General features: G+C 72.7%; 11 protein-coding genes. 6 read left to right on the top strand and 5 right to left on the bottom strand.

All coding sequences use genetic code 11. The features are described 5' to 3' along the window. Positions 1 to 138: 138 nt before the first annotated feature. Complete coding sequence (locus tag ABT122_RS07065; RefSeq protein ID WP_351546587.1) at positions 139 to 1,668, top strand: flavin-containing monooxygenase; 1,530 nt, start codon at positions 139 to 141, stop codon at positions 1,666 to 1,668. Then, the gene (locus ABT122_RS07060; RefSeq protein WP_351546584.1) at positions 1,665 to 2,543 is read left to right on the top strand and encodes an SDR family oxidoreductase; all 879 of its coding nucleotides are present in this window, start codon (positions 1,665 to 1,667) and stop codon (positions 2,541 to 2,543) included. Before ABT122_RS07065 ends, ABT122_RS07060 begins: the two co-directional genes overlap by 4 nt. A 182-nt stretch (positions 2,544 to 2,725) precedes the next feature. Here the strand turns inward: ABT122_RS07060 and ABT122_RS07055 are convergent, their stop codons facing one another. Next, positions 2,726 to 6,034: a S41 family peptidase gene (locus tag ABT122_RS07055; protein WP_351546582.1), complete on the bottom strand. Its 3,309-nt coding sequence runs from the start codon at positions 6,032 to 6,034 to the stop codon at positions 2,726 to 2,728. 192 nt (positions 6,035 to 6,226) lie between these two features. Between ABT122_RS07055 and ABT122_RS07050 the strand changes: the two genes are divergently transcribed. Together ABT122_RS07050 and ABT122_RS07045 are read left to right on the top strand one after the other, a co-directional pair. Then, positions 6,227 to 6,799, top strand: coding sequence for a TetR/AcrR family transcriptional regulator (locus ABT122_RS07050; protein ID WP_351546579.1), 573 nt, complete (start codon positions 6,227 to 6,229; stop codon positions 6,797 to 6,799). Between the two features lie 322 nt (positions 6,800 to 7,121). After that, the gene (locus ABT122_RS07045) at positions 7,122 to 9,359 is read left to right on the top strand and encodes an MMPL family transporter (RefSeq protein ID WP_351546576.1); all 2,238 of its coding nucleotides are present in this window, start codon (positions 7,122 to 7,124) and stop codon (positions 9,357 to 9,359) included. A 126-nt stretch (positions 9,360 to 9,485) separates the two neighbouring features. Here ABT122_RS07045 and ABT122_RS07040 read toward each other — a convergent pair whose 3' ends face one another. Both ABT122_RS07040 and ABT122_RS07035 read right to left on the bottom strand, forming a co-directional pair. Next, positions 9,486 to 9,878, bottom strand: coding sequence for an SsgA family sporulation/cell division regulator (locus tag ABT122_RS07040; protein ID WP_351546573.1), 393 nt, complete (start codon positions 9,876 to 9,878; stop codon positions 9,486 to 9,488). A gap of 208 nt (positions 9,879 to 10,086) precedes the next feature. After that, positions 10,087 to 10,962 carry a DUF3592 domain-containing protein gene (locus ABT122_RS07035; protein WP_351546570.1) on the bottom strand — a complete coding sequence of 292 codons (876 nt, stop codon included), beginning with the start codon at positions 10,960 to 10,962 and terminating at the stop codon, positions 10,087 to 10,089. A gap of 231 nt (positions 10,963 to 11,193) precedes the next feature. On the opposite strand from ABT122_RS07035, the gene ABT122_RS07030 reads away from it, so the two are divergent. Both ABT122_RS07030 and ABT122_RS07025 read left to right on the top strand, forming a co-directional pair. Beyond that, the gene (locus ABT122_RS07030; RefSeq protein WP_351546826.1) at positions 11,194 to 12,351 is read left to right on the top strand and encodes a serine hydrolase domain-containing protein; all 1,158 of its coding nucleotides are present in this window, start codon (positions 11,194 to 11,196) and stop codon (positions 12,349 to 12,351) included. After that, complete coding sequence (locus ABT122_RS07025) at positions 12,348 to 13,133, top strand: SDR family NAD(P)-dependent oxidoreductase (protein ID WP_351546567.1); 786 nt, start codon at positions 12,348 to 12,350, stop codon at positions 13,131 to 13,133. The genes ABT122_RS07030 and ABT122_RS07025 overlap by 4 nt, the downstream gene beginning before the upstream one ends. A 111-nt stretch (positions 13,134 to 13,244) precedes the next feature. Here ABT122_RS07025 and ABT122_RS07020 read toward each other — a convergent pair whose 3' ends face one another. Both ABT122_RS07020 and ABT122_RS07015 read right to left on the bottom strand, forming a co-directional pair. Next, positions 13,245 to 14,060: a hypothetical protein gene (locus ABT122_RS07020; protein WP_351546564.1), complete on the bottom strand. Its 816-nt coding sequence runs from the start codon at positions 14,058 to 14,060 to the stop codon at positions 13,245 to 13,247. A gap of 164 nt (positions 14,061 to 14,224) precedes the next feature. Continuing rightward, positions 14,225 to 14,716 carry a YbaK/EbsC family protein gene (locus ABT122_RS07015; RefSeq protein WP_351546561.1) on the bottom strand — a complete coding sequence of 164 codons (492 nt, stop codon included), beginning with the start codon at positions 14,714 to 14,716 and terminating at the stop codon, positions 14,225 to 14,227. Between the last annotated feature and the right edge of the window lie 166 nt (positions 14,717 to 14,882).

The raw sequence follows: 14,882 nt of genomic DNA, 5'->3' as shown, positions 1-14,882 counted from the left end.
GTCTGCCACGGGAGGAAGCCTAGTTGTACGGCCGGTAACTTGGCGCGTCCTAGCCCTACCGCTCGGTATGCCGCTGCCCTACGCTCCCCATTGTGCCAGTGATTGCTGGCAAGGTCAGGGCGTTCACTGGGAGGCGGCATGAGCCGGAATCAGGAGCACCAACAGCACGTGCGGGTCGCGGTCATCGGCTCGGGATTCGGCGGGATCGGCGCGGCCGTGCGGCTGCGCCGCGAGGGGATCACCGATTTCGTGGTCCTGGAGCGCGCCGACTCGGTCGGCGGCACCTGGCGCGACAACAGCTATCCGGGCTGCGCCTGCGATGTCCCCTCCCACCTCTACTCCTTCTCCTTCGCCCCCAATCCCGACTGGCCCCGCACCTTCTCGGGCCAGGGCCACATACGCGCCTATCTGGAACATGTCACCGATGTCCACCGGCTCCGCCCCCATCTGCGCCTCGGCCACGAGGTGGAGATGATGACCTGGGACGGCGAGGAACTGCGCTGGGTCATCGAGACCAGCCGGGGCGGCTTCACCGCCGATGTGGTGGTCTCCGCGACCGGGCCGCTCTCCGACCCCAGGGTCCCCGAGGTCCCCGGGCTCGACACCTTCCCCGGCAAGGTCTTCCACTCCGCCCGCTGGGACCACGGCTACGAGCTGCGCGGCAAGCGCGTCGCCATGATCGGGACCGGGGCGTCGGCGGTCCAGATCGTGCCCGCGATCCAGCCCGAGGTGGGGCGGCTGACCCTCTTCCAGCGGACGCCGCCCTGGGTGCTGCCCAAGCTGGACCGGCCGATCACCGGCGCGGAGCGCTGGCTGCACCGGCAGCTGCCGTTCACCCAGTCCCTGCGCCGGGGCGCGCTCTGGGGCATCCGGGAGCTCCAGGTCTCCGCCTTCACCAAGCAGCCGGGCCGGCTCGGTCCGGTGGAGGCGCTGGCCAGGGCGAACCTCGCCAAGTGGGTCAAGGACCCGGTGCTGCGGGCCGCGCTCACCCCCTCGTACCGCATCGGCTGCAAGCGGATACTGCTCTCCAGCGACTACTACCCGGCCATCGTCCGGCCCAATGTGGACGTGGTGACCTCCGGGCTCGCCCAGGTGCGCGGCTCGACCCTGATCGCCTCGGACGGGACCACCGCCGAGGCCGACGCCATCGTCTTCGGCACCGGGTTCCGGGTCACCGACATGCCCATCGCGGACCGGGTCGTCGGCGTCGGCGGGACCACCCTCGCCGAGGCGTGGAAGGACGGGATGCGGTCGCTGCGCGGGGCGACCGCCGAGGGCTTCCCCAACTGGATGACGATCATCGGTCCCAATACCGGGCTCGGGAACTCCTCCATGATCCTGATGATCGAGTCCCAGCTGAACTACATGGCCGACTATCTGCGGCAGCTCAGCGTCCTCGGCCGCCGCACCGCGCTCGCGGCCCGCCCCGGCGCCGTGGGAGCGTGGAACCGGCGCGTACAGGCGCGGATGACCCGGACGGTGTGGAACACCGGCGGCTGCGACAGCTGGTATCTGGACGCCAGTGGGCGCAACACCACCGTCTGGCCCGGAACCACCGGGGAGTTCCGGCGGCTGACCCGGGAGGTGGACCTCGCGGAGTACGACATCCTCCGCGCGGCGCCACGGACACGGGCGGAGGCGGCACCGGTCGAGGAGCGGATCGCATGAGCAGGGTGAGTCTGGACGGACAGGTCGCCGTGGTCACCGGGGCCGCCCGGGGAGTGGGCGCGCTGCTCGCCCGCAAGCTCTCCGCGCGCGGCGCCCGGGTGGCGCTGGTCGGTCTCGAACCCGACGAGCTGAGGGAGGTCTCGGGCCGGCTGCACACCGAGAGCCACTGGTGGTACGCCGATGTGACCGACCACGAGGCGATGGAGCGGGTCGCGGCGGAGGTCAAGGAGCGCTTCGGCAAGGCGGACATCGCGGTGGCGAACGCGGGGGTGGCGGCGGGGGGTCCGTTCGCCGGCTCCGATCCGGCGGCCTGGCGGCGGGTGATCGAGGTCAATCTGATCGGCAGCGCGGTCACCGGGCGGGTGTTTCTGCCGCTGCTGACCGAGAGCCGGGGGTACTTCCTCCAGATCGCCTCCCTGGCGGCGCTCGCGCCCGCGCCGATGATGACCGCGTACTGCGCCTCCAAGTCGGGGGCCGAGGCCTTCGCGCACAGCCTGCGCACGGAGGTGCGGCACCGGGGGGTCGGTGTCGGGGTCGCGTATCTGTCCTGGACGGACACGGACATGGTGCGCGGCGCCGACGAGGACGCGGTGATGCGGGAGCTGCGGCGCCGGCTGCCCTGGCCGGCGAACCGGACGTATCCGCTGGGGCCGGCGGTGGACCGGATCGTGGCGGGGATCGAGCGGCGCTCGGCGCATGTGTACGCGCAGGGGTGGGTGAGAGGGGTGCGGTGGGTGCGAGGGGGGCTGCCCGGAGTGATCGGGGTGGTGGGGGAGCGGGAGATGAGGAGAGTGGGGGTGAGGGCGGGGGAAGTGGGGAGGGGGTTGGTGGGGCTGGGGGGTGCTGCGGATACGGCTGCGCGCCGGCCCCGCTGATCGGGGGTGCCCCCAGCGGGGCCGGGTAGGTCAGCCGGTCCGGCGTTTGAGGACGGACCCTGGTCCACAGGGCCCCGCATCCCGCGGGCCACGGTCGGGGGCCGGCCCCCGAACCCCCGCTCCTCAATCTCTCCCAGAGCTGCCTCTGGGAGGTGCCCCCAGCGGGGCTGAGGCGGTGCGCCTCAATCGCCGGCGGGTGTCGGAGGCGGGGGGCAGCGAGGAGGGAGAGGGGGGCGGCGGCGGGTGGGGGTGTGGGCGTACGTGGGGGGGACCGCCGCCGGGGATTCCGCCAGGAGGTTCAGCGCCAGGCGGACCGCGTCGTCCAGCCCCGCGTGCCGCCCCTCCGCCCAGTCCAGCGGAGTCCGCAGCGCGGTCAGATCCGGCTCGACCCCGTAGTTCTCCACCGACCAGCCGTAGGCGTCGAACCACGCCGCGTTCATCGGCACCGTGATCACCGTCCCGTCCCCCAGCCGGTGCCGCCCCGTCATCCCCACCACCCCACCCCATGTCCTGCTCCCCACCACCGGCCCCAGCCCCAGCAGCTTGAACGCCGCCGTGATCATGTCCCCGTCCGACGAGGTCGCCTCGTCCGCCAGCGCCACCACCGGCCCGCGCGGCGCGTTCGAGGCGTACGACACCGGCTGGGCGTCCCGGGTCAGATCCCACCCCAGGATTCTGCGGGTCAGCTTCTCCACCACCAGCTCGCTGATGTGACCGCCCGCGTTCCCCCGGACGTCCACGATCAGCGCCGGGCGGTCGACCTCCAGCCGCAGATCGCGGTTGAACTGCGCCCAGCCCGACCCGCCCATGTCCGGGATATGGAGGTATCCGCACTTCCCGCCGCTCAGCTCCCGCACCACCGCCCGCCGTTTGGCCACCCAGTCCTGGTAGCGCAGGGGCCGTTCGTCCACCAGCGGCACCACCGCCACCCGCCGGGACCCGGGGCCGCCCCCGGCGGGCCGGAAGGTCAGCTCGACCGTCGTCCCGCCGGCCGCCGAGAGCATGGGGAAGGGGCCGGCCACCGGGTCCACCGGGCGGCCGTCCACATGAGTGATCACCGCGCCCTCGCGGATGCCCGTGCCCGCGAGCGGGGAGCGGGCCTTGGAGTCGGAGGAGTCGCCCGGCAGAATCCGCTGGACCAGCCACTCCCCGTCCCGGCACACCAGATTCGCGCCCAGCAGCCCCATCGGCCGCTGGTAGTGCGGCGGCCCCTCGTTGCGGCGCGCCGGGACCACATAGGCGTGCGAGGTCCCCAGTTCGCCGAGGACCTCCCGGAGCAGATCCGCGAACTCGTCCGGCGACGCGACCCGCTCCACCAGCGGCCGGTACTGGCCGAGCACCGCCTCCCAGTCGATCCCGCTGAGCCCCGGGTCCCAGAAGTACGCCCGGACCAGCCGCCCCGCCTCGTCGAACGCCTGCCGCCACTCGGACGCGGGGTCGACCTCGTGCAGGATGCGCCGCAGATCCAGCAGGACCGTGGAGTCGGCGTCGGCCGGCTCGGTCGCGGGGACCGCGCTCAGCTCGTCCTCGTCGACGACCACCAGCCGCGTACCGTCACCGCTCACCGCGAACCAGTCCAGATGGGCGACGAGTTCGGTGCGGGCCGCCTTGGAGATGTCGAAGTACTCCAGGGTGGGCCGTCCCGAGGTGTCCGCCGGGTTGGCGAAGGTCTCGCCGAGCGCGCCCGAGATCGGCCAGCGCAGCCAGACCAGACCGCCGCCGCTGACGGGGTGCATCGAGGAGTACTTGGACGCCGCCACCGGGAACGGCGTCACCCGGCTCTCCAGGCCCTCGGTCTCCACCGTCACCGGTACCGGCCCCGGCCCCTCCTCGGGTGAGACCCCGCCCTCGTCCAGCGGATCGAGCCCGCCCGCCGCCGGCCTCCCGTCCGGCGAGAAGGCGAAGGGGGACGGGGTCGCGGACGACAGCGGTACGAGGTAGGGGCGGCAACCCAGCGGGAAGGACAGGTCCCCGGTGTGCACGTCGTACACCGGGTCGAAGCCGCGCCAGGAGAGAAAGGCGAGATAGCGGCCGTCGCCGGTGAAGACCGGGTTCTCGTCCTCGAAGCGGCCGTTGGTGACCTCGACGACCGTGCGGTCCTGGATACGGGCCAGCCTGATCTGCCGCAGGGAGCGGCCGACGCCGGGGTGCGACCAGGCCAGCCAGGAGCCGTCGGGGGAGAAGGCCAGATCGCGCACCGGGCCGTTGAGCGAGCGCACCAGCTCCGTGACCCCGCCGGTGCCGTCCTCGCCCGCGTCGACCAGCAGCAGCCGCCCGTCGTGCGAGGCGACCGCCAGCAGCTCCCCCGCCGGGTCGGAGACCAGTTCCTGCACCCGCCCCAGCCGCCCGGCGGGCGCCGGCCGCCGGGGCTCCCGGTCCCCGCTGGCCCGGGGGAGGTAGCCGATCTCGACGGCGTCCTCGCCCTCCGCGTCCGTCACATACGCCACCTGCCCGCCGCCGCCGAGCATGACCGGCAGCCGTACCCGTACCCCCGGGGTGTCGGCGATGGTGCGCGCCGGGCCGTCGCGGTGGGTGAGCCAGTACAGACTGCCCCGTACGGACACGGCGCTGGCCCGGCCGGTGGTGTCCACGGAGACCGCGTCCACATGGCTGGCGGCCGGGACCTGGTAGGGCCGCCGTCCGGCGCGCGGCCCGCCGAGGCGGACCTCCAGCCGGCGCGGCACCGCGTCCGCGTCGCCGAGATCGCGGACCATCCACAGCTCGCCGGCGCACTGGTACACGACGCGCTGCCCGTCCGTGGAGGCATGGCGGGCGTAGAAGGCGTCATGGTCGGTGTGACGCCGCAGACCGGTGCCGTCCGGAAGGCACGAGTAGAGATTGCCGATGCCCTCGTGGTCGGAGAGGAAGGCGATCCGGCCGCCGACGAACATCGGACAGTCCAGATGCCCGCCGATGCCGGAGAGCAGCCGCCGCCCGTGCAGCCAGAGCCGCCCCGTCGCCCCGCCCCGGTACCGCTTCCAGGAGGCGGGCTCGTGCGGCGGCTTCCCGGTGAGCAGCAGGGTGCGCCGCTCGCCGGACGCGTCGTCGGCGACGGCGATGTCCGCCACCGGCCCCCAGGGGAGCCGGCCGCCGGGGGAGCCGTCGGTGGGGACGCTGTAGGCCCAGGAGAAGTACGGGAAGGGCTGGCCGTGCGAGGAGACGGCGAGCACATGGCCGTCGGGGGCCCAGCCGCAGACCCGGGTGTCGGTCGAGCCCCAGTGGCTGAGCCGGACGGCGGGCCCCCCGGCCACGGGGACGAGATGGATCTCGGGGTCGAGGCTGCGCCAGTTCGTGTACGCGATGTGGCGGCCGTCGGGGGAGAAGCGCGGGTGCCCCACCCGGGTCCGGTCCACGGTGATCCGCCAGGCCCGGCCGGGGCGGTGGCCCTCCGGGACCAGGGGCGCGACCCACAGGTCGTCCTCGGCGGCGAAGCACAGCAGATCGCCGTGGAGATGCGGGAAGCGGAGGTACGCCGCGCTGTCGTCGCTCACTCCTCAATGCTTTCCGCGCTCGGCGGGCCCGGCAACCGCAGAGCCCCCGCTCCGGGACCGTCCCCTCTCCTCTCCTCCCCGCCGCGTGACCGAGGCCACAAGCGAAACGTTTTCGTTTCGCTCGGCCTCTGGGGTAAATTGACGGACAGGTGTACGAAACCGTTTCGTTCGGCCGGTGAGGGGAGGTCCGTGATGACACGCAGTCGGCTGACGCCGGAGCGGGAGAGCGAGTTGTTCGGCGCCGTCCTCGATCTGCTGCGCGAAGTGGGGTACGACGCCCTGACGATGGACGCCATCGCGACCCGTACCCGGTCCAGCAAGGCCACCCTCTACCGGCAGTGGCACAGCAAGCCCGAGCTGGTGGCCATCGCCCTGCGGCACACGGCGCCGGAGTGCGAGGAGGACATCGACACCGGCACGCTGCGCGGTGATTTCCACGCGCTGGTGGACCGGGCCGACGACGCGCAGATGAAGCAGGACACCGCGCTGATGCGCGGTCTGTACCAGGCCATCCACACCCATCCCGATCTCCACCGGGCCCTGCGCGAGCAGGTGATCCAGCCCGACAGGGGCGAGCTGGGGACCGTGCTGGAGCGGGCGGTCGAGCGGGGCGAGATCCGCGAGGACAACCCCGCGATGGACTTTCTGCCCCATATGCTGCTCGGTGTGTTCTTCGCCCGCGGGGTGATCGACGATCTGCCCCCGGACCGGGAGTTCCTCACCCGGTATGTCGACTCCGTCGTGCTTCCGGCGCTGGAGGCGTGATGCCGACCTGGATGCCCGGCCGCCCGGCGGGCGGCTGTCCCTTCTGTCGCCCCTCCGGCGACGGCGCCCGGCCGCCCTCGGGCCCCGAAGGCACCGCCCCGTCCCCAGCGGATCGCGGAGCCTGACCCCTCCCGGAGCCCGCCCCCGCGCGGAGCCCGGCCCACGGACCCCCGCACACCCCGGCTCTCCCCAGGAGCCACGAGTCCCCTCCCCGCACCCGCTCACGCACCACCCGCACCACCCGCACCTGACGCGCGCCGCTCTCGTCCGTCGGGCCGACTCCCCATGCCCTTACTCGTCTCACTAACGGGAGTACGCCCTCGTGGCCACGTTCCTCTACAAAATGGGCCGGTCCGCCTTCCGGCGCCGCCGGCTCGTCGCCCTGATATGGGTGGCGCTGCTGGTGCTCGCCGGTGTCGGCGCGTCGACCGCCGCCAAAGCCAAGGACCCGGGCTTCGCCCTGCCGGGCACCGAGTCCCAGCAGGCCTTCGACGTCCTCGAAGAGCGGTTCCCGGGCGGCAGCGCCGACGGCGCCACCGCCAGGATCGTCTTCAAGGCCCCCGACGGCGCGAAGATGACCGACGCCGAGAACAAGGCCGAGGTCGGCAAGGCCGTCGCCGATCTGGAGGCCGGCTCCGACCAGGTCGCCTCGGTCGTCGACCCGTACGGCGCCAAGGCCGTCTCCAAGGACCGCGAGACCGTCTACATCTCGGTCAGCTACAAGGTCAACATGATGGAGTTGACCGACGAGACCCGCGAGGCGCTGGAGAAGACCGGCGAGCAGGCGCGGGACACGGGGCTGACCGTGGAGATCGGCGGTGACGCCGCCATGGCCCCGGAGCACCAGGCGTCCACCGAGATGATCGGTATCGCCATCGCGGCCGTGGTCCTGGCCATCACCTTCGGCTCGCTGATCGCGGCCGGGCTGCCCCTGCTCACCGCCATCATCGGCGTCGGCATCGGCATCTCCTCGATCACCGCGCTCGCCAATGTCTTCGACCTGGGCACCACCACCGGCACGCTGGCGATGATGATCGGCCTGGCGGTCGGTATCGACTACGCGCTCTTCATCGTCTCCCGCTACCGCGCGGAGCTGGCCGAGGGGCACAGCCGCGAGGAAGCGGCGGGCCGGGCGACCGGCACCGCGGGCTCCGCGGTCGTCTTCGCCGGTCTGACCGTGGTCATCGCCCTGGTCGGCCTGGCCGTGGTGAACATCCCGATCCTGAGCAAGATGGGCTACGCGGCGGCGGGCACGGTCGTGATCGCCGTCATCATCGCCCTCACCCTCATCCCGGCGCTGCTGGGCTTCGCGGGTGACAAGGTGCTGGGCCGCAAGGACCGCAAGGCACGCAAGGCCGCGAACGCGGGCGCGGGCGGGCACACGGCGCAGCAGCCGGCCAAGGCCAACATGGGCACCCGCTGGGCCCGCTTCATCCTGCGCCGTCCGGTCGCGGTGCTGCTCATCGGTGTCGTCGGCCTCGGTGTCGCGGCCGTTCCGGTCGGCTCGCTCCAGCTGGGTCTGCCGGACGAGGGCTCCTCGTCGCCCGCGTCCAGCCAGCGCAAGGCGTACGACCTGCTCTCCGAGGGCTTCGGTCCCGGCTTCAACGGCCCGCTGACCGTGGTGGCCGATGTCATGGAGAGCGGGAACCCGAAGAACGCGGTGGACGAGGTCACCGAGCGGATCTCCAAGCTGGACGGCGTGGCCGCGGTCGTGCCCTCCCCGCTGAACGAGGCGGGCGACACCAGCATCATCACCGTGATCCCCGAGGACCGTCCTTCCTCGGTGGCCACCGAGGACCTGGTCCATGACATCCGGGACTCCGGCAAGGACATCGAGTCCGACACCGGCGCCAAGGTGCTGGTCACCGGCACCACCGCGCTGAACATCGACTTCTCGCAGAAGATGAACGACGCGCTCGTGCCGTATCTGGCCCTGGTCGTCGGTCTCGCCTTCCTCCTGCTGGTGCTGGTCTTCCGCTCGATCCTGGTGCCGCTGAAGGCGGCGCTCGGGTTCCTGCTCTCCGTCCTGGCGGCGCTGGGCGCGGTCGTCGCGGTCTTCCAGTGGGGCTGGCTCGCGGACCTCTTCGGGGTGGACCAGCCCGGCCCGATCATGTCGATGATGCCGATCTTCATGGTCGGTGTGGTCTTCGGTCTCGCCATGGACTACGAGGTCTTCCTCGTCACCCGGATGCGCGAGGCGTATGTCCACGGCGAGCGTCCCGCCGAGGCGATCGTGACCGGCTTCAAGCACGGGGCCCGTGTGGTCACCGCCGCCGCGGTGATCATGGTCGGTGTCTTCGCCGGCTTCATCGGCTCCGGTGAGCAGATGGTCATGATGATCGGCTTCGGTCTGGCCATCGCGGTGATCTTCGACGCCTTCGTGGTCCGGATGGCGATCGTGCCGGCGGTCCTGGCGCTGCTGGGCCACAAGGCCTGGTGGCTGCCGGGCTGGCTGGACCGGGCGCTGCCCAATGTGGACGTGGAGGGCGAGCAGTTGCAGAAGCAGCTGGCCCACGCGCCCGAGGACCCGGACGGCGAGCGCGAGCTGGCCCGCGTCTGAGTCCGTGCGGAAGGGCCGCGGAAGCGGTTCCCGGTGGCCGCACCCCCTCACGAGGGGGTGCGGCCACCGGCCGTTCGCCGACGCGACGCGAGCGGAAGGGGGAGGGGGAGGGGAAGGGGAGGGGGCTCAGGCCGTGGGGGCCTCGGCCCCGGCCGCCGCGTAGGTGTGCCGCAGAAAGCGGTTGAGCGCACTGGTGTCGAACTGCACCACCGACACCCCGTCCGCCGTGTGGAACTCCACCACCGCCTGTACCCGGCCGCACGGCCAGACCTCCACGTTCCCGCTGTGGGCGGGGGCGCGCAGACCCGTCTCCAGGACCTCGCGGGGGAAGGTCCAGTCGTGGGGGAGGACGGTCCCGCCGGACTCGCCGGGAAAGGTGAACCCGCTGGGGAAGGAGAAGCGGACGGCCCGTGGATCGTCGGCGGGTTCGTAGCTGAGGGTGACTCTCACCGGACGCTCGGGCTGGGGAGCGTCGCTGACTATCCGGCCCCATGCAAGATCTTCGACGGCCGCGGACATCGAACGCTCCTCACATTCGTCTTATTTGCCCTCTAATGTCGCATATTTTGCCCAGAGGATCGACCCCATGCGTCGAAGGGGTGCCTCTGGGTGAGGACCCCATTCCTCTGCGTCTGCCCGAGGGTCCGCGCACTATGCCGCGCCGTGCGCCCGGCCACGGGAAGAGCGCCCCCCACCGGAACGGCACCCGTCACGGCAAGAGCACTCGTCACGGGAAGAGCACAGCGACGACCTGGAACGGCACCATGAACAGCCCCAGGGCCAGCAGGGGCACCACCAGGAACACGAACCCCAGCGTCCGCAGCACCCAGGTGCGCGCCGGCAGCACCGCCGCGGTGCGCTCGGGCTTGCGGGGGTCGTAGAGCAGCCGCACCTGCGCGGGGGAGGTGCTGATCCGCCGCGCGGCCTGGTCCACCTCGGCGGACCGGCGGCGGCCCTCGATGTCGGTGAAGTGGAAGACACCCCGTTTCCCGGGGTCCCGGTCGCTGGTCGCCACCACCGGGACGCCCCGCATCCGCAGAACCGAGCGGACCGTGAGCGTGACGGCCGTGCTCACGACGAGAACGACTCCCGCGATGAGCGGCTTGACCCCCACGAGGTACAGCACCACCGAGAGCAGCGTCCCCTCCCTGATCAGGACCACCAGGCCCGCCAGATAGGCGCCGGCCACCAGCACGGCCGCCAGGACCAACCCGCCCCCGGCCAGCCGCTCGTGGCGGGACAGCCGCCATCCGCGCCGGGGCGCCGCCCGGGCCACCGTCTCCACCAGCTCCGCCCCGTCGGTCCGGGGCGCGGACCGGTCCCTTTGCGGCAGCGCGGAGTTCACCGTGGAGAGGAACGCGGTCACCTCCCGCGCGGTGCGCCCGGCCACCTCGTAGACGGTGCCCCGCACCCCCTCGGGCGCGGTCAGCCGCACCGACACCCCCCGCCCCCGTCCCTCCCGGGCGCGGACCTCCTCGACGGCCTCCAGGGGTATGCGCCTTCGCACCCCGTCCTGGTCCAGCACCAGGGACCCCCGCTCCAGCCAGACAGCGCCGGAACGGCCGCTCACGGTCACGGAGGAGTGCGGGGATCGACGCGTCATGGCGGCACATTAATGGCCCGTCCGCCCGAGAAGGGCGCCCGGGTGCCGTGATAGCCCGCACCGCGGCGGGGGGCACAGGCCCGGCCGCGCCGCGCACGGGACAGCACCGCGCCGCGCACGGGCCCGGCCGCGCCGCGCCGGCCCGTACGGCCCCCGCGCCGCCCCGGAAGCAACCGCCGGCGGGAGCCGTTGCACCATGGGGGAGACCGAGGGAGCGGGAGAGTGGACACAGTGGACGTCCGGGGCACGGTGGCGGAAGGCTTCGAGGCGGTACGGGACGCCTTCGTACGCAACTTCGAGGAGCGCGGCGAACGCGGGGCGGCCGTCGCCGTCTACCGGGACGGCGCCAAGGTGGCCGATCTCTGGGCCGGGACACGGGATGTGGACGGGGCGGAACCCTGGGCCGTGGACACCGCGCAGGTCGTGCGCTCGGTCACCAAGGGGGTCGCCGCCGCGGTCGTCCTCCTGCTCCACCAGCGCGGCCAGATCGATCTGGACGCCCCGGTGGGCACGTACTGGCCGGAGTTCAAGGCCGCCGGCAAGGAGCGCGTCCTGGTGCGCCAGGTCCTCGCGCACCGCGCGGGGCTGCCGGTGCTGGACCGCCCGCTCACCCCCGCCGAGGCCATCGACACGGTCAGCGGACCGGCCGCGATCGCCGCCCAGCGGCCCGCCTGGGAGCCCGGTACCGACCACGGCTACCACGCGCAGACCTACAGCTGGCTGCTCTCCGAGCTGGTCCGCAGGGTCACCGGGCGGACCATCGGCCGCTGGGTGGCGGAGGAGATCGCCCGCCCGCTCGGCCTCGACTTCTGGATCGGGCTGCCGGCCGACGAGGCCCACCGCGTCGGCCGGCTCGGCCCGGTGGAGGAGCCGCCCTCGGCCCCGGGGCTCACCCTGCGCCCCAAGCGGTCGGTCTCCGACGCCTACCGCGACCCCGGCTCCCTCACCCGGCGCGCCTTCGGCGCGATCGACCCGCTGCCCGACGAGAACGACCCCGCCCACCGCGCCGCCGAACTCCCCGCGTCCGGCGGGATCTCCACCGCCCGCGCCCTCGCCCGCTTCTACGCGGCCACCATCGGCGAGGTCGACGGCGGCCGGCGGCTCTTCGCGCCCGCCACCCTCACCCTCGCCCGCACCGAGGAGTCGGCGGGCCCGGACCGCGTCCTGGTCGTGCCCACCCGCCTCGGCCTCGGCTTCATGCTGCACGGCGCCGCCGCCCCGCTGCTGGGCCCCGGCTCCTTCGGCCACCCCGGCCGGGGCGGCTCCCTCGGTTTCGCCGACCCCGAGTCGGGTGTCGCCCTCGGCTATGTAACCAATGGCCTGCGGAAAGGAGTTACCGCAGATCCGCGTGCCCAGGCGCTGATCCGCGCGGTACGTTCGGCCCTATGACAGATTCGCTGAAACGTTTCGAGGGATACGGGGTACTGATCACGGGAGCGGCCCGGGGGATCGGCGCGGCCACCGCGCGCCGGCTCGCCGCCGAGGGGGCGCGGGTCCTGGTCAGCGATCTGGACGCGGAGGCGGCGGCGAAGACCGCGGCCGGCATCCCCGGCGCCGGGGCCATCGGCTGCGATGTGGCCGACCGCGCCCAGGTGGAGGCGGCGGTCGCCGCCGCCGTCGAACGCTTCGGCTCCCTGGACGTCCTGGTCAACAACGCCTTCCACTGTGCCACGGACACCCCCCGCATCGAGGACCAGCCGGACGACACCTGGCAGCGGGATCTGGACATCGTGCTGACCGGCGCCTTCCGCTGTGTCCGGGCCGCGATGCCGCATCTGGAGTCCTCGGGCCGGGGCGCGATCGTCAACATCGGCTCCGTGAACGCCGAGATGGACTTCGACGGCCACTCCTACAGCGCCGCCAAGGCGGGCCTGGCCTCCTTCACCCGCACCCTCGCGGGCGATGTGGGACCGCGTGGCGTACGGGTCAACCAGATCAACCCCGGCACCATCCGCACCCGGGCCTGGGCCGGTCAGGAAGAGGCCCTGGAGGAGGTCGGCCGGAGGGTCTATCCGCTCGGCCGGGTCGGCGAGCCGGAGGACATCGCCGCCGCGGTCGCCTTCCTGGCCTCGCGCGACGCCGCCTGGATCACCGGGACGACGCTGCGGGTGGACGGCGGGGTGCTCGCGGTGAACACGGCGTTCCGCGCCATCCTGGGCGAGTCGGAGTAACGGCCCCGGGGCCGGGGGCCGCCTCGGCGCGGCGCCCCCGGACCGTCCGGGGACGGTCCGGGGGCGCCGGGGGATCACGGGGGTCCGGCGCCCGAGGACGCCGGACCGGGATCAGCGGACGTCGACGAAGTCGCCGGTGGAGCTGATGCCCTGGGTGGTGGAGTTGCCGGCGAAGCTGTAGCGGTAGGTCCCGTCGGAACCGGCCTTCACCGTGGTCTTGAGATGGCCCTTCTTGTCCGTCTTCACCGTCTTGACGGTGGTGTAGGACGCGGCGCCCTTCTTCTTGAACTGGAGCTTCACGGCCTGGCCGGTGTAGCCGGCGTACCGGTCGGTGTCCCAGTTGGCGCGGGTCAGGGCGCCGGTGACGGTCAGGGTCTTGCCCTTCTTCACCGGCTCCGGCGCGGCGTTGACCGTGAGCTTGGCCGCGCGCTGGAGGTTGACCGACTTGACCTTGGGCTTGATGAGGTAGTTGCCGTCCTTGGCGACCGCGCCCACCGCGAACTTCCAGGCCCCGGCCTTGGCGTTGGACTGCTTCCTCGGGTCGAGGGTGATGCTCAGCTCGCAGGTGACCGTGGTGCCCGTGCCGCAGGAGACGCCCTGCTGGTCGGAGTCGACGAAGTCGGTGGGCTCCGCGAAGTCGCTGCCGCGCCAGATGGCCGTGTGCGCCTCCACGATGCCGGAGTTGTCGCCGGCGGTGAACGTGACCGTGAACTTCTTCTTGGCGGAGGTGCCCAGCACCATCGACTTGCCGCCGTTGAGCACGATGTTCGAGATCTTCGTGTTGCCGTAGGACTCGTCGCCCGAGGCCGGCACCGCGAAGGCGGCCGGACCCGAGCCGGGCTTCTCGTCGGCGTGCACGGCCGGGGCGGCCAGTCCGGTGAGGGCGACGGCACCGGTCACCACGGCGGCGGAAACACGAAAGCGCATGTAATTCCCCGAAATGAGAGAGAGGCGGCCCTCCGGGGCGCGTGTGTCCCCGGAGGGCCGTGTGGTCGGTGAGCCCGAAGGGCCCACCCCTGGAGACAAGGGAGTCGCGCGAATGGTTGTACGCCTGTCCGATCACCCGGTGATCCCGGGTTCCCGGCCGGCCGTCACCCCGCCGGGCGCTCCCGCACATCGGCCAGCGTGCCCCCGGCCTGCGCGATCAGGGTCCCGGGGTCGAGCGGGAAGACCGTGTGCGGGGTTCCGGCCGCCGCCCACACCACCGGGTGCTCCAGCAGCGCCCGGTCGGCCAGCACCCGGGTCGGGGTGAGATGCCCGAAGGGCGGTACGCCACCGATCGCGTACCCGGTCGTCCGCCGCACGAGCGCCGCGTCGGCCCGGGTGACGGACGCGGCGCCCAGCTCCTTCCGCACCCGCTCCGGATCGACCCGTGAGGAGCCGTCCAGCAGGACCAGGACCGGGTCGCCGTCGGCCTCGAAGATCAGCGATTTCACGATCTCGCTGACATCGCAGCCGACGGCGGCGGCTGCCTCGGCGGCGGTGCGGGTGGCATCCGGGAAGCGGCGGACCGGGACATCGAGGCCCCGCTCGCGCAGGGCCTCGGCGAACAGGGGGTGGGCATCGGTGTGCTGAGCGCTCATGGCCCCGAGGCTAGGTCGTCTCTTTCGGATCGTGCCGGGCTCGCGAGCCCCGGCACCGCGCCGCGCCGCGTTGCCGTCGGTCGCCGACGCTCCGCGTGGGCTCCCTCCTCCGCCTCGCGATCCACGGCACCGGACCCCGCTCACCGATCCGGCCCGATCCGAAAGA

The organism is Streptomyces sp. NPDC001985 (genome assembly GCF_040296845.1).
Classification (GTDB): domain Bacteria; phylum Actinomycetota; class Actinomycetes; order Streptomycetales; family Streptomycetaceae; genus Streptomyces.
This window is presented reverse-complemented; position numbering and strand designations above follow the sequence as displayed.

Excerpts from the sequence above, each read along its gene's own strand:
- ABT122_RS07065 (WP_351546587.1), top strand. The coding sequence starts at position 139 with ATGAGCCGGAATCAGGAGCACCAACAGCACGTGCGGGTCGCGGTCATC.
- ABT122_RS07060 (WP_351546584.1), top strand. The coding sequence starts at position 1,665 with ATGAGCAGGGTGAGTCTGGACGGACAGGTCGCCGTGGTCACCGGGGCC.
- ABT122_RS07050 (WP_351546579.1), top strand. The coding sequence starts at position 6,227 with ATGACACGCAGTCGGCTGACGCCGGAGCGGGAGAGCGAGTTGTTCGGC.
- ABT122_RS07040 (WP_351546573.1), bottom strand. The coding sequence starts at position 9,878 with ATGTCCGCGGCCGTCGAAGATCTTGCATGGGGCCGGATAGTCAGCGAC.
- ABT122_RS07035 (WP_351546570.1), bottom strand. The coding sequence starts at position 10,962 with ATGACGCGTCGATCCCCGCACTCCTCCGTGACCGTGAGCGGCCGTTCC.
- ABT122_RS07025 (WP_351546567.1), top strand. The coding sequence starts at position 12,348 with ATGACAGATTCGCTGAAACGTTTCGAGGGATACGGGGTACTGATCACG.
- ABT122_RS07020 (WP_351546564.1), bottom strand. The coding sequence starts at position 14,060 with ATGCGCTTTCGTGTTTCCGCCGCCGTGGTGACCGGTGCCGTCGCCCTC.
- ABT122_RS07015 (WP_351546561.1), bottom strand. The coding sequence starts at position 14,716 with ATGAGCGCTCAGCACACCGATGCCCACCCCCTGTTCGCCGAGGCCCTG.